The organism is Candidatus Nitrosopumilus salarius BD31 (assembly GCF_000242875.2).
Classification (GTDB): domain Archaea; phylum Thermoproteota; class Nitrososphaeria; order Nitrososphaerales; family Nitrosopumilaceae; genus Nitrosopumilus; species Nitrosopumilus salarius.
The window spans coordinates 1-2,203 of sequence record NZ_AEXL02000076.1 but is presented as its reverse complement, the minus strand read 5'-3'; the positions used below and the strand labels follow the sequence as shown (position 1 = coordinate 2,203).

Below are 2,203 nucleotides of genomic sequence, written 5' to 3'. Positions count from 1 at the left end.
TTATTCAAGTTTTAAAATTATCATGCCCTAATATTACATGCTTTGGTAGACACAAAAACAAATTACAAAATTTGGTGAATGCTGGAATAAAAATAAAACTAGGAATTGAACATTCAGATAAGCAATCTTTTGATTTAGTTGTAGAGGCCACAGGAAGTAATTCTGGATTTTCAGACACTATGAAATTGATCAAACCCCGTGGAACTGTAATCTTAAAATCTACTATTGCATCTAGGGAAAATCTTGATTTGACTCCCACAGTAGTTAATGAAATTACTTTAATTGGTTCTCGTTGTGGCCTGTTCAAGCCTGCAATAGATGCACTTGCTACCGGAATTGTCTCAGTTGATTCTATGATCGATTCTACATTTCCTTTGGAGAATTTTTCTGAAGCAATTGAGTATGCAAAAAAACCAGACACACTGAAGGTTTTTCTTAAACCCTGATTTCAGTCTTAATTGTGACTAGTTTCTCAAAATTTCTACTCGTAAAGTAATTTAGGAAGATTTCATTGTCAGAAGCAAATGGAACCCTTTGATTCCCTTCTATTGTGGATTTCTCAATTTTTAGGCGAACATCTCTATGAAGGGATATTTTTAGCAGCTTTACTTGAGACTATAGTTCCGCCAATTCCAACTCTGGCAGTATTCCCAACTGCAGGATTTCTGGCATATCAACAGGGAATTCCTTTAATGGGACTAATACCAATGGTTATTCTTGGAGCGATTGGTGCTACAATTGGAACTTCTGCAATCTACTTTATTGCATTAAAACTTGGACGAATTGTTTTACTTCGCTATTTGCGATATGTCAAAGTATCAGAAAAAAAATTACAAAGAGTTGAGACCTGGTTTGAAAAGTATGGAGACAAAGCAGTATTTTTGGGAAGAATGGTTCCTGTAATGAGGGAAATGATTTCTGTTCCAGCTGGTTTACTAGAAATGAGAATTCCAAAATTTGTTTTCTATACATTTGCTGGTTCTTGCATCTGGTCAACTGGGACAATACTATCTGGCTATTATTTTGGTGAGGCTATAGGATTTGGTACTAGTATGTTACCCTAATTGCATTAAATTTTCAAAATGATTTTCTGATATGGCATCATTTTCTGTTTCTAAAAATTTCCTAATCTTTTTTGCTTTTTTTCTTCCCATGCCAATTCTTTCATTCCAAGATACATTCTCAAAGAATTTGCAGTGGCAGGGCCAAACCCTTCAAAGTGATTGTTTGCCATTATCATGGCTAGTGGAATGTCTTTAATTTCTTGGAGTTTATTTGCCAATTTTTCAATTAAATTATCTTTGTTTTTTGAAACTTTTCCAAACTCTGAATCTGGAATTGAACGATCTCCAATCAATCTAACATAAAGATAATCTGATGTAATTTGCATTGGATTGTTAACTCCTGCAACCTCATTCCATACAAGACAATACTTGTTTTGTTTAAGATATGTAGTTGCTTCAGCTGTAAACCAAGATTCATGTCTTCCTTCAATCGGATATACAAAATCATCTGGTAACAATTCAAAGAGTTCCACTAATCTTGGTTTTGCTTCTTCAAATGACAATGATGGGGGCAATTGTAAAACTAGTGCTGATATCTTTTCATGAATAGGAGAAAGTGATGATAAAAATGAAAATACTTCTGAATTCACCTTATCTAGTTTCTTTTCATGAGTAATAATTGATGGAAATTTTGCTGTAAATCTAAAATGTCTTGGTGTATCGTCATTCCATCTTCTAACAATCTCTTGAGCAGGAATTTTGTAAAATGTGGAATTTATTTCAGTAATATCAAAAATCTGTGAATAGTATTTGAGCCATTCTGAACTTTTTAGATTTTTAGGATAAAAGGTTCCTAACCATCCTTGATAGCTCCAACCAGTACAACCTATTTTGATATTCACAATACACAGAAATTTCTTTACTTTTTTAAAATTTTGAAAGCTGACTATCGCGGTTTAACCTTTACACAGTCCTGCAGGTATGCCAAGACCGGTAAACAATCACCAGCATACGGACAATTGGATATTGTGTCAGCTTTCCACCATAATATACGCAGATCTAAAATAAAAAGTAGATCCTTACTTGCAACTAGTGATAATTAAATGTGATTAGAAAAAACCTGATCCTCTCAATTTTAAAAAATATTGGAACTTAAGACCAACAACGGTTAGTTGTTTGGTGACAGCCCCAACTGAATA

General features: G+C 33.7%; 3 protein-coding genes. 2 read left to right on the top strand and 1 reads right to left on the bottom strand.

Features of this window, described 5'->3' with window-relative positions; all coding sequences use genetic code 11:
* Positions 1 to 446 (top strand): zinc-binding dehydrogenase (locus tag BD31_RS03695; protein WP_048097418.1); only part of this gene is annotated, 446 nt, incomplete at its 5' end.
* A 78-nt stretch (positions 447 to 524) separates the two neighbouring features.
* Positions 525 to 1,064: a DedA family protein gene (locus tag BD31_RS03690; RefSeq protein WP_008298738.1), complete on the top strand. Its 540-nt coding sequence runs from the start codon at positions 525 to 527 to the stop codon at positions 1,062 to 1,064.
* Between the two features lie 50 nt (positions 1,065 to 1,114).
* On the opposite strand, the gene BD31_RS03685 is transcribed toward BD31_RS03690, so the two are convergent.
* Positions 1,115 to 1,906 (bottom strand): DUF72 domain-containing protein, encoded by a 792-nt coding sequence (locus BD31_RS03685; protein ID WP_008298740.1) that lies wholly within the window; start codon positions 1,904 to 1,906, stop codon positions 1,115 to 1,117.
* Positions 1,907 to 2,203: the final 297 nt, after the last annotated feature.

Coding starts and splice junctions, on each gene's coding strand:
- BD31_RS03690 (WP_008298738.1), top strand. CDS start 525: ATGGAACCCTTTGATTCCCTTCTATTGTGGATTTCTCAATTTTTAGGC.